This window comes from Ferrovibrio terrae, from assembly GCF_943372915.1.
In the GTDB taxonomy this organism is placed as follows: Bacteria; Pseudomonadota; Alphaproteobacteria; order Ferrovibrionales; family Ferrovibrionaceae; genus Ferrovibrio; species Ferrovibrio terrae_A.
On sequence record NZ_CALSAN010000012.1, the window covers coordinates 125,518 to 140,270 of the forward strand.

Here is a 14,753-nt window from a genome sequence, read left to right on the forward strand (position 1 = left end):
GCCGCAAAAGCCGTCAACGCGAGTGACGGGTCGCGCTTTTATCGACTGCATGCGGAGGGTGTATTTTTAAACTTTTGCGCCCGCCAGGGGATCGAAATACAGCGCGACCTTCTTGGCCATCTGCGCATCGAGGCAGCGGTATTTCATCGCCACGAAACCGTCTTCGGTATAGCGCACCACATCGCCTTCGGCATCAAAGGTGATCTGCAGCTTCGGATTCTTGATCTTGACGGTCAGCTTCAGCAACTCGCCCTGCAGGAAGGTGCCGGTGATCGGGCCGAACAGCAGGCCGATGGCGCTCCAGTTCTTCAGCGGAATGCGATTGCCTTCCAGCACGACATGGTCTTCCGGACCGCATTGGTTGCGGGTGGATTTGCGCTGGTCCTGGCCGATGCGCTGGATCAGCGGATCGAGAATGCCGAGGAACTGTTCGCGGCGGTGATCCGAAAGTCCGGCGCTGATCAGCTTCTTGCGCAGTTCCTGGGCGATCTCGCTCTTTTCCTCGGTGGAATAGGCCGGATCGACGAATTCCTTTTCCAGGTCGCGATGCTCGAACAGATAGGCGATGTATTTGAGCAGGATTTCCTTCGGACCCTCGCCGATGCTTTCCTCAAACAGCTTGAGACCCTGCATCAGCTTCGGCGCCGAGAAATGGCCGGGAATCAGCCGCGCCAGCTTTTCCGCCGTCACCAGACGCACCATGCGTTTCTCAAACAGATCGGCGGCGCCCAGCTCGATGGCGAAATCGCGGTCCTTGGTGAGCAGCGCATAGACTTCGCGGGTGGCGGGGAATTCCTCGGCGGGCTCTTCCGACAGCAGCGGTACCGAGGATATCAGCAGGCGGCGCACCAGCTGGATCACGGCCTCGCGCAGCGACGGCATCGTCTGCTTGGCGGCGATCGTATTCAGGGTGCGGGCAAAATCGGTGGCATAGGCGTCGTCATCGATGGCATAGCGGCTGTCCAGCAGCGACATCAGCTGGATGACGCGGAGCCGTGCGTCGCGGAACTTGCCGAGCAGTTCCGGCACCGCGGTCTTGGCCTGCAGGATCTCGGCCAGCACTTCGTCCAGCACCGCCACCGCCGGGGGTTCGATGCTATTGTCGATCAGCGCAACCGCACGACCGGCCTTTTCGGTCCAGGTCTTGGTCATGTTCAGGTGATGGGCCAGTGCGCAATAGGCGATACGCGTGCCGTAGAGCGGATCTGATGCCGTCAGCTGGGTCAGCAGCCGATGGGTCAGCGGCGTATGCGGCAGTTTCTTCTCGAAAGCCTCGACCTGGGTGATCGCCGCCGTGGTGATGGCGTAGATCTTTTTCATCTTGTCGCGCACGGCGGTGTTGGTCGCCTGGGCCTGGGCGACCGCCGCCTTCTGCACCAGTGCGGCACAGAGATTTTCGGCGCCGTTCAGCAGCTTGGCGTGACCGCTGTGATGCAGCAGCTCGAGCGGCGTCAGGATGTTTTCGTCGAGATAGTCGCGGCAGACACGGCCGACCATCGCCAGAGCGCGGCGTTCCGACAAGGCATGGGCGTCCTGACACAGGACAACGCCGCTACCGACTTCCGTTATTCCCGATGGTGCACTGACGTTCATTTAAGGCTGCTGCCGACCCCCATTCGCAACCACTATGACAGCAGCCTGTGGAAAAGTGAATGCGCATGTCCTTGATTCTATTAGAGATCGGCCCGAATCGGCGCAGCAGTAAAACCCCAGATTGCCCGCAGGCTACCTGCCGTAGCGTTATGCCTTGCGCTTAGGCATGCGGCCGCCGGGATTGGCCGGCGCGGCGGCCGTATCCCGGGCTTTGGCCAGCGGCGACAGCGGCCGCTCGCCGAATTTCCCCAGGGTGATGAGGCGGTCGTACATGACGATGGCGCCGGCGACCCCGACATTGACGCAAAAACTGGTCGGGATCTTGATCACATGGTCGCAGCGCGCCACCAGCGCCGGGCTCAGCGAGCCCATCTCCGGACCCAACACATAGGCCGCGCGCAGCGGATGGCGGAAGCTCGGCAGCTCAATGGCCTCGTCCAGCAGCTCGATCCCCACCAGCTGACAGCCGGTCGGCAGGCTCAGCTCGGCCGGTGAATCATAGGTGTACCAGGGCAGATTGTGCGGGGTCTTGCTGGTGTCGGAGCGGGCGGCATTCACCGAATAGGTGGCGGCAATGGTGAAGACGAAGCTGCCGCCGAAGGCATGTGCCGTGCGGAACAGGTTGCCGGCATTCATCGGCTTGCTCAGGCCCTCGACACCGATTCCGAAAAAGCCGCGCATCGCCAGTTCCATTCCTTACGTGTATAAGACCACCGGATTCTGGACAGGAGTATACCGCCATGGGCAAGCCTTTCGCTCCCCTGCCGGCGCCCGGTGCGCGGCCCTTTATCGTTGAAGTGAAGCGCGGCACGCAAGTGGAAAGCCGTCATCCGGTGATCGCCACCATCGTCGATGGCGACGGCAAGACACTGGCGGCCTGGGGCGATCCGCAGGACTCGATCTTTCCGCGCTCGTCGAACAAGGCGATCCAGGCCCTGCCGCTGATCGAAAGCGGTGCCGCCGACGCGTTTTCCCTGAGCCAGAGCGAGCTGGCGATGGCCTGCGCCAGCCATGGCGGCGAGCTGCGCCATACCGAAACCGCCGGTGCCTGGCTCGCCCGCATCGGCCTGAAGCCTGACGACCTGGAATGCGGCGCCCACTGGCCCTATCACGACGAGACCGCGCGGCAGCTTGCCCGCGACGGCAAGGCGCCGACGCCGCTGCACAACAACTGCTCGGGCAAGCATTCCGGCATGGTCTCGGTTGCCACCCATCTGGGCGAGGATATCCGCGGCTATGTGAAGCCCGATCATGCGGTGCAGCGCCGTGTCACCGCCGCGATCGAGGATGTCTGCGGCGTGAAGATCGATCCGGCGCATTTCGCCACCGATGGCTGCTCGATGCCCACCATGGCAATCCCGCTGCACAATCTGGCCTGGGGCTTTGCCCGCTTCGTCACCGGCACAGGCCTGGCGCCCGAACGCGCCAAGGCAGCGCAGCGCCTGGCCGCCGCCGTGGCCGCGGAACCATTCTTCGTCGCCGGCACCGGCCGCTTCTGCACGGTTGTCATGCAGGCCGGCAAGGGGCGCTTCATTGCCAAGACCGGCGCCGAAGGCGTCTATACCGCGGCCTCGGCCGGGCTTGGCATCGGCATCGCGCTGAAGGTTCTGGACGGGACGGCGCGCGCGGCGCAGACCGCGCTGGGTGGCCTGCTCGAACACCTGCAGCTGCTGGATGACAGCGGGCGCGAGCAGATCCGGCCCCTGGTGGAGCAGCCGCTCAACAACTGGCGCGGGATCAACGTCGGCAGTATCGGCCTTCCAACCTTCTGAAGGCTGACGCCGCGCTGTCTTTATCTCAGGGCTGCACCCAGTGCTGCATCGGCGGCCACCGCTTGCCGCACATCGCGCCCGGCTTTCGGGGCGATCAGGCGGGCGAGTGCCAGCAGCCAGGCCATACGGCGGCGCAACTTGCGCAGGGCGTCATGCACCTCGGTGCTGGCGCTGCCCAACATGGAGGCCGCCAGCACCGGCAGCCGTGGCGGACCGGCAGCAGTGTCGTAACGCGCCAGGGAATACAGGAAGAGCAGCAGGTCGCGCGCCTGGCGTTCGGCCAGCGTCATGCCGGGCAGATCATGGTCCTCGAAATCCAGCAGGCCGGGCGCGCCGTCCTGCCAGCTGAAATTGCGGATCTGTGCACCGCCATGCCACAACCCGGCGGCATGCAGGCGGCTGAGCAGCGCACCGGCCGCCGTGATCTGGCGCCAGCAGGCGTCGGGGTCGCTGTGGCGTAGGGCATTCAGCTGCGTTTCCAGCGCATCGCCGGCATCACCCAGCACCAGCCAGTCATCTGTGCAGCCGACCACCGGTGGCACCGGAAAACCGGCAGCCCGCAGCTCGCTCATCGCCGCGGCTTCGGCGGCCAGACCGGCGGCACCGCCGGGATTATGTGCCGGCTGCAGCATCGGCAGGCCGGAGCAAACGGCGATGATCTGCTGCATCAGCACGGAGGAGCGCAGGCGCGGCCGGGCCACGGTCTTGATCCACAGCCGCTGCCCGCCATAGCTGGCCAAAAACACCCGGTTCGGCGCCGTGCGCTGCAGGCTGCGGATCAACTCGGCAAGGCCGGCCTCCAGCGCCGGCAGGGCAGGCATCTGGTTCATATGCGTGGTTTCAGCCGGCCGTCGCGGCCATAACCGGCGGCGCTGGTCTGACGCTGCCGCAGCATCTGGCGCAGCATGTCCATCATGGCGGCGGCATGCAGCTGCTCGCCGGCGATCAGCTTGGCATTCTCCTGCAGGGCGGCTTCGCAATCGGTGGCCACCGCCATCCAGCGTTCGCGCTCCACCGCAGTGGCAGTGCTACGCTGCGGCTCCAGTGCAGCCAGGCTCTGCTTCAGGATTTCGAGATATTCGCTTTTGCGCGCGGTCAACGCCTCGAAGCTGTCACGCTCGCCCTTGCGCAATGCCGCAGTTTCGGCCCGCACGATCTGGGCAAAGGTGGTTCCCAGGGTGATCAGCGCGGCCAGACTGGTCGCTACGCTGGCGGGCGGGACGTCACCGGCGCTCATCGCAGCGCTCAGCCGCCTTGTGCCGCGGGCGGTTCGGCTTTTTGCAGCGCGTTGAGCGTCTGTTCGATCACTTCGCGGCCGAGGTCGCGGGTAATGAAGACGATACGGCTCTGGCGGCTGTCATCGGGCCAGGCCGGAATCGTGGCCGGCGGATGGAACAGGTGCTGCACGCCATGGATCACCACCGGTCGGTCGACACCGGCGACATTCACCAGGCCCTTCACGCGCAGCAGGTTGTCGCCGCGATAGGCCGCCAGCAGGTCGAGCCAGGTGGCCAGCGTGTTCCACTCGAAGGGCTCATCGAAGGTGAGGCAGAAGGACTGGATCGAGGCATCGTGGCGATTGACGTCCAGCTTGCCATCGCTGGTTTCGAAATGCTGATGGCCGTGATCGTCATGGTGATGGTGGTCGCCATGGTCATGATGATCGTGGTCATGCCCTTGGCCATGATCGTGATCGTGATCGTGATGATGGTGGTGGTCGGCGCCATAGGCTTCAGCGCGCAGCCAGTTCTGCACGTCAAAGCTCTTGGTGGCGGGGTCATAAAGGCCGGCGTTGAACAGCTGCTTCGGCGCGATATCGCCGCCGATCGCCGTGAAGACCGGTGCGCCGGGATTGAGATGCTGCAGGCGGTGGCGTAGCTGCTGTACGGCCTTGGGTTCGGCCAGATCGGTCTTGGTCAGCACCAGCCGGTCGGCCACGGCGGCCTGCTTCACCGCTTCGGTATGCTGATCCAGCGTGCCGCTGCCATTCACTGCATCCACCAGCGTGACCACGCTTTCCAGGCGGCAGCGCTCGGCCACCACCGGATCGCTCATCAGGGTGTGCAGCACCGGCGCCGGGTCGGCCAGGCCTGTCGTCTCGATCACCACGCGCTTGAAGGGCTTTACCTCGCCGGAATCACGCTTGGCGGTCAGCTCACGGAAGGTGTTCACCAGATCGCCGCGCACGGTGCAGCACAGGCAGCCCGAGCTGAGCAGGATGGTGTCTTCCTTGCTGGAAGCGATCAGGGCGTGATCGAGGCCGATTTCGCCGAATTCGTTGACGATGACAGCCGTGTCGCCCATGTCGGCATGGCGTAGCAGGCGGTTGAGCAGGGTACTTTTGCCCGCCCCGAGAAAGCCGGTAATCACGGATACCGGAATGCGTTTGTCGATCTGTTCAGACATCTTACGCTCCTGATGAACAGGATATTTCGGTCAGCACCGGTGCGAAGTCCAGTGCGATATCCCCGGGATCGCCCTAAAGCGTCCAGTATTTCAGGCCGGCCGGCAGTTTGCGGTCGCGCCACATGCCCTTCAGGTCGGCGACCAGGCCGCCGGCCTTGACCAGCCGGGCCAGTTCGGCATCGGCGAAATTGCGGTAAACCTCGTGCGGCACGGCACCCAGCACGGCATCGAAGCCGGACAGCTGGTCCAGCCGTGGCGCCAGCATCAGGCCATATTCGTGCTGCGCCTCATGGGGATCGGCCAGCGGATCGTGGATCGTCACGCTGTGGCCGAGCCGCTTCAGATGGCCAACCAGGTCGGCCACCTTGGAATTGCGCAGATCGGGCACGTCTTCCTTGAAGGTGAGACCGAGCAGCAGCACGGTGCCCTTGGGCGCGATGCGCGCCGAAACCGCCTCGGCCACATGAGCGCTCATGCCGTCGTTGATGGCGCGGCCCGACAGGATGATGCGGGCATGGTGGCCCAGTTCCTCGGCGCGATGGGCCAGGTAATACGGGTCGACGCCGATGCAGTGGCCGCCTACCAAGCCGGGCTGGAACTTGAGGAAGTTCCACTTGGTGCCGGCGGCCTCCAACACATCGTAAGTCGAGATGTTCATCTTGCCGAAGATCATCGCGATCTCGTTGATGAAGGCGATGTTGATGTCGCGCTGGGCGTTTTCGATCACCTTGGCGGCTTCGGCTGTCTTGATCGTCGGCGCCAGATGGATGCCGCCCGACGTGATCTTGCCATAGATGCCCGCCAGTGTGGCCGCCACATCGGCGGTCTGGCCAGCCACAACCTTGGTGATCTTGTCGACGGTGTGCACCTTGTCGCCGGGATTGATGCGCTCGGGCGAATAGCCGAGGAAGAAATCCTTGCCGCAGACGAGGCCCGACATCTGCTCCAGCAGCGGACCGCAGATCTCCTCGGTCACGCCGGGATAGACGGTGCTCTCATACACAACGATGGCGCCCGGCGCCGGATTGAGCTTGAGCGCCTGGCCGACGGTGCGCGAGGCCGACCGCACGGGGCCCAGGTCCGGCACGTTCCTGTCGTCCACCGGCGTCGGCACGGTGACGATATAAATGGCATGAGCCGGCAGGTCCGCCGGATCGGCGCTGAGCTTCAGGCTGGAGCTGCGCAGGATCTCGGGTTCGATTTCCCGGGTACGATCCTCGCCACGGCCCAGTTCCTCGACGCGGCTCTTGTCGATATCGAAGCCCAGGACGGGAAAATGCCGGGCCAGCGCCACGGCCAGCGGCAGGCCGACATAACCGAGGCCGATGACGGCAATGGAAGGGGGCGAGGCGGGCTTGGACACGGCAGGACTTTCACGAAAAAGCGCTAAAGGGGGGTACCCGCCCGGCCGGTTCCTGTCAATAAAGCCGGGCCGGAAAGCTATTGGGGCGACCGGGCGCGGCATTAAGGAATTCAGCGGCTTGACCGGCCTTCCGCCAGCCGGTAGAGCCGCCTCATGGCCCGCCGGTTGCTCATCGTCGTCCAGGAAGCCCTGTTCTTCACCACCCACCGGCTGCCCGTCGGGCGGGCGATGCAGCGCCGTGGCTGGACCGTGCATGTCGCCGCCCCGGCCGATCCGGCCATTGCCGCCCGGCTGGAGGCGGACGGGTTTGTCTTCCATCCGATCCCGCTGACCCGCAGCCGGCAGAATCCGCTGGCCGAACTCAAACTGCTGCTGGTGCTGCTGGGGCTGTTCCTGCGCCTGCGGCCACAGCTGGTCCATCTGGTCTCGATCAAGCCGGTGATCTGGGGTGGGCTCGCCGCGCGGCTGGCGGTCCTGCCGGCCGTGGTGCATGCCATCACCGGGCTGGGCTATGTTTTCATCCAGAGCGAAGACCGCGCCGACGCCAAGACCGGATTGCTGCGTCGCCTGATCGAGCGGCTCTATCGCCTCGCGCTGGGCTATGGCCGCAGCATCGCCATCTTCCAGAACCCGGACGATCTGGCAGTGTTCGAAGCGCGCCGGCTGGTGCGCCCGGATCGCTGGGTGATGATCAAGGGCTGCGGTGTCGACATGCAGGTGTTTGCCGACCGGGCCGAGCCGCCGGTCGATGCCGAAAATCCCCCCGTCGTGATGTTTCCCGCGCGCCTGCTCGGCGACAAGGGCGTGCGCGAATTCGTGGCGGCGGCTGAAATCCTGCGGGCCGAGAAGGCAACTGCCCGCTTCGTGCTGGTCGGCCGGCGCGACCCGGACAACAAGACCGATATCGGCGCCGAGCAACTCCAGGCATGGATCGATAGTGGAACGGTTGAGTACTGGGGCTTTGCCGATGACATGCCGGCGATGCTGCCGCGCGCCCATATCATCGTGCTGCCGTCGTACCGCGAAGGCCTGCCGCGCGGCCTGATCGAGGCCGCCGCCGTTGGCCGCGCCATTGTCACCACCGATGCACCGGGCTGTCGCGAAGTGGTGCGGCATGAAGAAAATGGCCTGCTGGTGCCGGTTGGCGATGGTAAGGCGACGGCCGCTGCGATCCGCCGCCTGCTGGCGGATGTGCCGCTGCGCCATCGCCTGGCCGCCCGCAGCCGCGCCATCGCGGTGACGGAATTCTCGGTTGAACAGTTCGTCGCGGCCAGCCTGGCGACCTATGATCGCGTCTTGCGGATGCGGGGCGACACGCTGTGAACGCGCTGCTGCAGGACTGGCTGATCGCCCTGGCCATCGCGGTTGCCAGCGGGTTGCTGGTCTTTGCACTGATGCGTCCGCTGATCGGCTGGCTGCAGCGCCGCGCCGTGCTGGATATCCCCAACGACCGCTCCAGCCATACCGACGCCACCCCGCGCGGCGGCGGCGTCGCCGTCACGGCCGGCATCCTGTTTGGCTGCATCGTCTGGTCGGTTCTCGATTTCAGTGATTTTTTCGTGCTGGTCCTGCTCGGCATGGCGGCGCTGGCGCTGGTGTCCTGGCTCGACGACCGCCGCGGCGGCCTGCCGGTGGGCCTGCGCTTCGGCGTGCAGATGCTGGCGGTCGGCGCAGTGCTGGCGCTGCTGCCCGATTTCGCCACGGTCACCCAGGGCGCAGTGCCGCTCTGGCTCGAACGCGTGGTGCTGTTCCTGGCCTGGCTGTGGTTCACCAACCTGTTCAACTTCATGGATGGCATCAACGGCATCACCGGCGTCGAGATGGTGACGCTGGGCGCCGGTAGTGTGCTGGTTGCAGCCTGGCAGCATCCCGATCTCGCCAATGCCCCGGGTTTGGTCGTGGCGGCAGCCGCGCTGGGCTTCCTGCCGTGGAACTGGGGCCGGGCGAAAGTCTTTCTCGGTGATGTCGGCAGCGTGCCGGTCGGCTATCTGCTCGGGCTGCTGCTGCTGCTGCTGGCGCTGTCGGGCGCCTGGGCCGCGGCCCTCATTCTGCCAATGTACTACTGGGTTGATGCAACCTACACATTGCTGCGCCGCGGCTTGCGCGGTGAGAAGGTCTGGCAGGCCCATCGCAGCCACTTCTACCAGCAGGGCGCCCGTAAACTCGGCAGCCATGCGGCGGTCGCCCTGCGGATCGCGGCGCTCAATCTGCTGCTGGTCGGCCTGGCGGTCGCAAGCACGTATTCGTGGCAGGCGGCGCTGGTGGCAACGGGACTGGCGATTGCCGCCACGGCGATCGTCTGCAGGCATTTCGCCGAATCGGCGTAACGGCTAGGATGGCCGCGACCGACCATGACCGATAAGCCCAAGCTCGATAGTCCCCTGCGCCTGAACCACCGCGTCCTGCTGGTGGCGGCACATGACATTGTCATGGCCGCGATCTCACTGCCGCTGGCGATCTGGCTGCGATTCTGGATTGTCGATATCGACTGGTCGCCCGAGGAAGCCTGGCTGCCGACGCTGGTTTTCGCCGGCGTGGCCGGTGTGGTGTTCCAGTATACCGGGCTTTATCGCGGCATCTGGCATTTCGCCTCGCTGCGCGACATGCTGGCGATCCTGCGCGGCAGCCTGCTATCGCTGCTGATTTTCTTGCCACTGCTGTTCATTTTCACCCGCCTCGCGGATTACCCGCGCAGTGCGCTGGTGATGCAGGTTTTCATCCTCATGCTGCTGCTGGCCGGTCCGCGCATCCTGTATCGCAGCTGGAAGGAAGGCAGCCTGGCCGGCGTGCTGTGGCGCGGCGAAGACAGGCGCGTGCCGGTGGTGCTGATCGGCTCCAGCCTGGCCGCCGATACCTTCATCCGCGAGATGGAACGGGGCAATGCCGCCTATCGCGTGGTCGGCATTGTCGATGATTCGACGGGCCGCCATGGTCGTGACCTGCGTGGTATCCGCGTGCTTGGCCGCATGGCTGACCTTGCCGCCATCGTGGCCGGCATGCGCGAACTCGATCGGCCGCGGCGCATCATCGTGGCGGATGAGCGGATCGACGGCCGCACCATCCGTGATCTGGTGGAGATTGCTGCGCCGCTTGGCATCAGCGTTGCCCGTCTGCCGCGCATGACTGAATTCCGCAAGGAAGGCGAAGCGCCGCAGGTGCAGTCGGTCGATGTCGAGGATCTGCTCGGCCGGCCGCAGCGCGTGCTCGACCGCAGTGCCGTGATGCGGCTGGTCGCCGGCCGGCGCGTGCTGGTCACCGGCGCCGGCGGTACCATCGGGTCGGAACTGGTGCGCCAGGTCGCGGCGCTTGATCCCGCCGCCATCGTGCTGTTCGAACAGAGCGAGCATGCGCTCTACCAGATCGACATGGAACTTTCGGAACGCTATCCGGGGCTGCCGCGCGTCGCCGTGCTGGGCGATGTGCGCGATCCGGACTCGGTGGAATCGGCGTTCGCCGCACAGCGTCCGGATATTGTCTTGCATGCGGCGGCCTATAAGCATGTACCGCTGGTGGAGGCCAATGTCGGCGAGGGTTTGCTCACCAATGTGCGTGGCACCCAGATCGTGGCGCAGGCCTGTCAGCGCCATAACGTCGCCGTCATGGTGATGATCTCGACCGACAAGGCGGTGAATCCCACCAATGTGATGGGCGCGACCAAGCGGATCGCTGAGATGATCTGCCAGAGCCTGGATCTGGAGCGGATTACCGGCCGTACCAACGGCACGCAGTATGTGACGGTGCGCTTCGGCAATGTGCTCGGCTCTTCCGGATCGGTGGTGCCGCTGTTCCAGCGCCAGCTCAGCAATGGCGGCCCGCTGACCGTGACGCATCCGGATGTGACGCGCTTTTTCATGACCACGCGCGAGGCGGTCGAACTGATCCTGCAGGCCGCCGCCATGCCGAGCGACCAGGTGCATGCAGAAGGCAAGATCTTCGTGCTCGACATGGGCGAGCCGGTGCGCATCCAGGATCTGGCGCGCCAGATGATCCGCCTCGCCGGCCTGCAGCCCGACAAGGATATCAAGATCGCCTTCACCGGCCTGCGGCCGGGCGAGAAGCTGTATGAGGAAGTGCTGCACAGCGCCGAGACCACGGTGGCGACACCGCAGGATGGCATCATGCTGGCCGCGCCGCGCATCGTCGACCGCGCCGAGCTGGACCGCACCATCGCCAGCCTGATCACATCTGCGCAGCAGCGCGATACCGCGGCGCTGATCAGCGGCATCACTACCCTGGTGCCGGAATTCCAGCACGCGCCCAATGGCCAGAGTGCGACGCCGGCCTCGGCGGCCTGACCGGCCCTCGGATCAGCCCTTCGCGATCAGCTCGGCCTGATTGACGATGCCCTCGGCCTGACGGATTGAGGCGATGTCGATCAGCTTGCCATCCAGCGCCACGGCGCCCTGGCCCTTGGCCTGGGCCTCCTTCATCGCTTCCAGAATCCGCCTGGCCTTGGCCACTTCCGCCTCCGGCGGCGTGTAGACCTCGTTGGCAACGGCAATCTGCGCCGGATGGATCGCCCACTTTCCTTCGCAGCCGAGGATGGCAGCGCGATTGGCCTGCGCCCGGTAGCCATCGGCATCCGAGAAGTCGCCGAAGGGACCGTCGATCGGGCGCAGCCCGTTGGCGCGCGCGGCCACCACCATGCGTGAGATGGCGTAATGCCACATGTCGCCCCAGAAATAGTCGCGCGGCTTGTCGCCATCCTTGTCGGTCAGCACGCCATAGAGCGCATTCGGGCCGCCGATCGATGTGGTGCGCGCCCGCGTCGAAGCGGCATAATCGGCGACGCCGAAATGCAGGCTTTCCATGCGTGGGCTTGCGGCAGCGATCTCGTGGATATTCTGCATACCGAGCGCGGTCTCGATGATTGCCTCGATACCGATACGTTTCTTGAAGCCCTTGGCGGTTTCGATCTGGGTCAGCAGCATGTCGACGGCATAGATATCGGCGGCCGTGCCCACCTTGGGCACCATGATCAGGTCGAGCTTGTCGCCGGCGGCTTCCACCACTTCGACGACGTCGCGATACATGTAATGGGTGTCGAGGCCGTTGATGCGCACCGACATCACCTTGCGGCCCCAGTCGATGTCATGCAGGGCCTGAACGATGTTCTTACGCGCCTGCGGCTTGTCGTCGGGTGCCACGGCGTCTTCGAGATCGAGGAAGATCACATCGGCGGCGGATTTCGCCGCCTTCTCGAACAGCTTCACGCTGCTGCCGGGCACCGCCAGCTCGCAGCGGTTCAGCCGGGGCGGGGCGGGGGTGATCGTCTTGAAGCTCATGACGCTGGCTCTCCCTTGTTATGCTGCAACTGCTAACGGGCCGGGAGAGGCTTGGCAAGCCTGACGTTAGGTCAGGGAATTCCTCTGGAAAACCTAAGGCTTGGCCAGAGGGTGATGCTGGCGCACCAGCGCCTGTTTCCGGGCTTCCAGCACATGGGTGTAGATCTGCGTGGTGCTGATATCGGCATGGCCCAGCATCTTCTGCACCGCGCGCAGGTCGGCGCCATGGGCCAGCAGATGGCTGGCGAAGGCATGGCGCAGCACATGCGGCGACACCTTCGACGGGCTGATCCCGGCCGCTACCGCGAGGTCTTTCAGCAACTGGCCGAAGCGCTGGCGCGTCAGGTGGCCGGTCTCGCCGCGCGAGGGGAACAGCCAGGGCGAGGTCTTGGCGGTGATGAAATCGCTGCGCCAGCCGGCATAGTCCTCGATAGCGAGCCGGGCAGGTTCCGACAGCGGCACCAGCCGTTCCTTGTTGCCCTTGCCGCGCACCACCAGGAAGCGGGCATCGTCGCCAAAGGGCGGCCAGCGCAGGGACACCAGTTCGCTGACGCGCAGGCCGGTGGCATAGAGCACTTCCAGCAGCGCAGTGAGTCTGGCGGATTCGGCCGGATCGTCGCGCAGGGAGCGCGCTGCCTGGAGCAGTTTGTCGACCTCGCCTTCGCTGAGCAGCTTGGGCAGGGGCCGTGCCCGCTTCGGCGCATCCAGCAAAGCGGCCGGATCATCCTTGCGGATATTTTCCTGCACCAGGAATTTGAAGAACTGCCGCAGGGCCGAGAGCCGCCGCGCCGCGGTCGCCGTCATCATGCCCGCGTCGCTCAGACCCTGCATGTACAGCCGCAGGCTGTCGGTGCCGACAGTATCTGGCGTTTCATTGCGGGCGCTCAGATGGCCGCTGAAATCGGCCAGGTCGGTGCGATAGGCGAGCAGCGAATTCTGCGCCAGGCCGCGTTCGGCGGTCAGCATCTCAAGGAAACTGTCGATATGCCTGGAGGCGCGCGCCATGTGGCGGCGCCTTACAGGCCGCGCAGCAGGGCTGCTTCCAGGGCGATCTGCCGGGCCTCGGCGCCCAGGCCGAGATCGCGCAGGGCGGCCAGTGCAGTGGCCAGGCTCTGGCCATCGACATCCAGGCTGCCATTGCCGCCGAGCATGGCCAGCGACAGCGCCACGGTTTCGGCCTTGGCCTTGGCGGTGCTGGCGCGCTGCAGGTTGCGCCAGACGGCCATCGAAGGCGCCGCGCCGCGCCGGTCGTTGCTGGCCGCCGCCGTCAGCAGGCTGTCCCAGCGCTCAGGCGGCACGGCGATGCCGGCGGCTTCAACCAGGGTCAGCAGCTGCGCCGCGCGATTGGTACGTTCGGCCGGCGACAGGTCGTTCTGTGCCGCCAGCCAGGCTTCATAGCGGCTGTCGCGCCACTCGCCGTCTTCGCCGGCGATCAGCAGCAAAGGCCAGGCCTCGGCGGCGATCTCGCCGGCATTGTCGCGTTCCGGCGGCAGGGCCAGCAGGATGTTGCGCCACAGCCGCGCCGCGCCGGTCTCGCCAGCGGCCAGCGCCAGGCGGATCACGGCCGGTGCGGCGCTGATGCTGCCCTCGTTGGGCACCAGGTTGTTCAGCAGCGGCTTGTAGACAGCAGCGGTGACCAGCAGCTGGTCGCGCGTCATCGCCAGATCGTAGGCGCGCTTGATCAGCTCGGCGCGGGTCTTCGGCTCCGTGGTCGCCCGTGCCGCCTGGTAAACCAGCGCGGCGGCACGCACGCTCTTGTCCTTGCCCGCCACGATATTGGCCATCAGGCCGGCGCGCTGCGCCTCGGGGATTTCGGCGGCCGTATAGGCTTCGGCCAGCAGCTCCGGCGGCAGCGCGCCATAACGCACGGCACGCTCGGCTGCCGTCAGCCGGATTTCAGCATCGGCCTTGTCGTAGCCGACCAGCGCCACCAGCAGGGCCGGCGACGCAACATCCAGCGTGTCCTTGGGCAGCTGGCGGTTGGCGGCGCGCAGCATGGCGAACTGCAGCGGACTGGCGCCGGGGCCCAGCGTATCGACCTTCGCACGGGTGTCGCCGCGCAGCGCAGCGGCCAGAGCATTGAACGGGGCATCGTCGCCGGCGCCGGGTTCTTTCGGTCCGTCGCGCCACAGGCTGAGCGCCAGATCGCCGCCGGCAATATCCTTGTTGCTGTAGCGGCAGAGCACGGCCGCCTTCTGCCAGAAGGCCGAGGCATCCTCGCGCAGGCCGGCAGCGGCAATCTCGCAGGCCTTGGGCAGATCGTTTTTCAGCAGCGCCAGATCGAAGGGCAGTTGCCGGAAGATCGGGTCCTGCAGTTCCCGTGGCGGCGGCGAC

Annotated in this window: 13 protein-coding genes; 4 read left to right on the forward strand and 9 right to left on the reverse strand. The window is 65.7% G+C overall.

Annotated features, from left to right (window positions below; translation table 11 throughout):
* Positions 1-66: 66 nt before the first annotated feature.
* Both AAG821_RS10745 and AAG821_RS10750 read right to left on the reverse strand, forming a co-directional pair.
* Positions 67-1,521, reverse strand: a complete 1,455-nt coding sequence (locus AAG821_RS10745) for a hypothetical protein (RefSeq protein ID WP_341911168.1) — start codon at positions 1,519-1,521, stop codon at positions 67-69.
* Positions 1,522-1,740: 219 nt separating this feature from the next.
* On the reverse strand, positions 1,741-2,274 hold the full coding sequence (locus AAG821_RS10750) for an RNA methyltransferase (RefSeq protein ID WP_341911166.1): 534 nt from the start codon (positions 2,272-2,274) through the stop codon (positions 1,741-1,743).
* A 59-nt stretch (positions 2,275-2,333) separates the two neighbouring features.
* Between AAG821_RS10750 and AAG821_RS10755 the strand changes: the two genes are divergently transcribed.
* Positions 2,334-3,365: an asparaginase gene (locus tag AAG821_RS10755; RefSeq protein WP_341911164.1), complete on the forward strand. Its 1,032-nt coding sequence runs from the start codon at positions 2,334-2,336 to the stop codon at positions 3,363-3,365.
* A gap of 20 nt (positions 3,366-3,385) precedes the next feature.
* On the opposite strand, the gene AAG821_RS10760 is transcribed toward AAG821_RS10755, so the two are convergent.
* The 4 genes from AAG821_RS10760 to AAG821_RS10775 form a co-directional block, all read right to left on the reverse strand.
* The gene (locus tag AAG821_RS10760) at positions 3,386-4,195 is read right to left on the reverse strand and encodes a hypothetical protein (RefSeq protein WP_341911162.1); all 810 of its coding nucleotides are present in this window, start codon (positions 4,193-4,195) and stop codon (positions 3,386-3,388) included.
* Positions 4,192-4,602: a hypothetical protein gene (locus tag AAG821_RS10765; RefSeq protein WP_341911160.1), complete on the reverse strand. Its 411-nt coding sequence runs from the start codon at positions 4,600-4,602 to the stop codon at positions 4,192-4,194. Before AAG821_RS10765 ends, AAG821_RS10760 begins: the two co-directional genes overlap by 4 nt.
* Positions 4,603-4,610: 8 nt before the next feature.
* Entirely contained in the window at positions 4,611-5,771 is a 1,161-nt protein-coding gene (locus AAG821_RS10770) for a GTP-binding protein (RefSeq protein ID WP_341911158.1), read from the reverse strand.
* Between the two features lie 73 nt (positions 5,772-5,844).
* Positions 5,845-7,134, reverse strand: coding sequence for a nucleotide sugar dehydrogenase (locus tag AAG821_RS10775; protein WP_341911157.1), 1,290 nt, complete (start codon positions 7,132-7,134; stop codon positions 5,845-5,847).
* Between the two features lie 153 nt (positions 7,135-7,287).
* Between AAG821_RS10775 and AAG821_RS10780 the strand changes: the two genes are divergently transcribed.
* Genes AAG821_RS10780 through AAG821_RS10790 form a run of 3 tightly spaced genes read left to right on the forward strand, consistent with a single transcriptional unit; the run spans position 7,288 to position 11,429 of the window.
* Entirely contained in the window at positions 7,288-8,457 is a 1,170-nt protein-coding gene (locus AAG821_RS10780) for a glycosyltransferase family 4 protein (RefSeq protein ID WP_341911155.1), read from the forward strand.
* A complete protein-coding gene (locus tag AAG821_RS10785; protein ID WP_341911153.1) occupies positions 8,454-9,461 on the forward strand; it encodes a glycosyltransferase family 4 protein in 1,008 nt (335 codons plus the stop codon). The genes AAG821_RS10780 and AAG821_RS10785 overlap by 4 nt, the downstream gene beginning before the upstream one ends.
* Positions 9,462-9,485: 24 nt before the next feature.
* Complete coding sequence (locus AAG821_RS10790) at positions 9,486-11,429, forward strand: nucleoside-diphosphate sugar epimerase/dehydratase (protein WP_341911151.1); 1,944 nt, start codon at positions 9,486-9,488, stop codon at positions 11,427-11,429.
* Positions 11,430-11,441: 12 nt separating this feature from the next.
* On the opposite strand, the gene AAG821_RS10795 is transcribed toward AAG821_RS10790, so the two are convergent.
* From AAG821_RS10795 to AAG821_RS10805, 3 genes are all read right to left on the reverse strand, one after another.
* Positions 11,442-12,419 (reverse strand): CoA ester lyase, encoded by a 978-nt coding sequence (locus AAG821_RS10795; RefSeq protein WP_341911149.1) that lies wholly within the window; start codon positions 12,417-12,419, stop codon positions 11,442-11,444.
* A gap of 93 nt (positions 12,420-12,512) precedes the next feature.
* Complete coding sequence (locus tag AAG821_RS10800; protein ID WP_341911147.1) at positions 12,513-13,424, reverse strand: site-specific tyrosine recombinase XerD; 912 nt, start codon at positions 13,422-13,424, stop codon at positions 12,513-12,515.
* A gap of 11 nt (positions 13,425-13,435) precedes the next feature.
* A partial coding sequence (locus AAG821_RS10805; protein WP_341916265.1) for a hypothetical protein occupies positions 13,436-14,753 on the reverse strand: 1,318 nt, incomplete at its 5' end.